Raw genomic sequence first — 290 nt, 5'->3', positions numbered from 1 at the left:
GCGATATCAGCGATATTGTTTCATTTAATTTGCAAGACGTAACGTCTCCAATTGATGGCGGTATAGTTACTGATGTCACTATTAATTTAGATTATATTGATGGAATTGACTCAAGTGCATTCCAAGATGTCATACCCATTGGTAATTACATTAAAGATTTTTTAGAAAATTATCCAGTAGAAGCAGGTCTTTATGAAGTCCTCAATCGTGACCTTACCCAAGCATTAATAAATGATAGCAATTTTGGTCTTTCTAAGGTGCTAGACTCATTAAGTATTAATCTAGATGTG

Annotated in this window: 1 protein-coding gene; it reads left to right on the top strand. The window is 33.4% G+C overall.

Going from position 1 to position 290, the window contains the following annotated elements; translation table 11 throughout:
- On the top strand, positions 1-290 hold a 290-nt coding region (locus DSM106972_RS22655), incomplete at both ends, for a hypothetical protein (protein ID WP_201800768.1).

It is taken from the genome of Dulcicalothrix desertica PCC 7102, assembly GCF_003991905.1.
Taxonomy (GTDB): Bacteria; Cyanobacteriota; Cyanobacteriia; order Cyanobacteriales; family Nostocaceae; genus Dulcicalothrix; species Dulcicalothrix desertica.
This window is presented reverse-complemented; position numbering and strand designations above follow the sequence as displayed.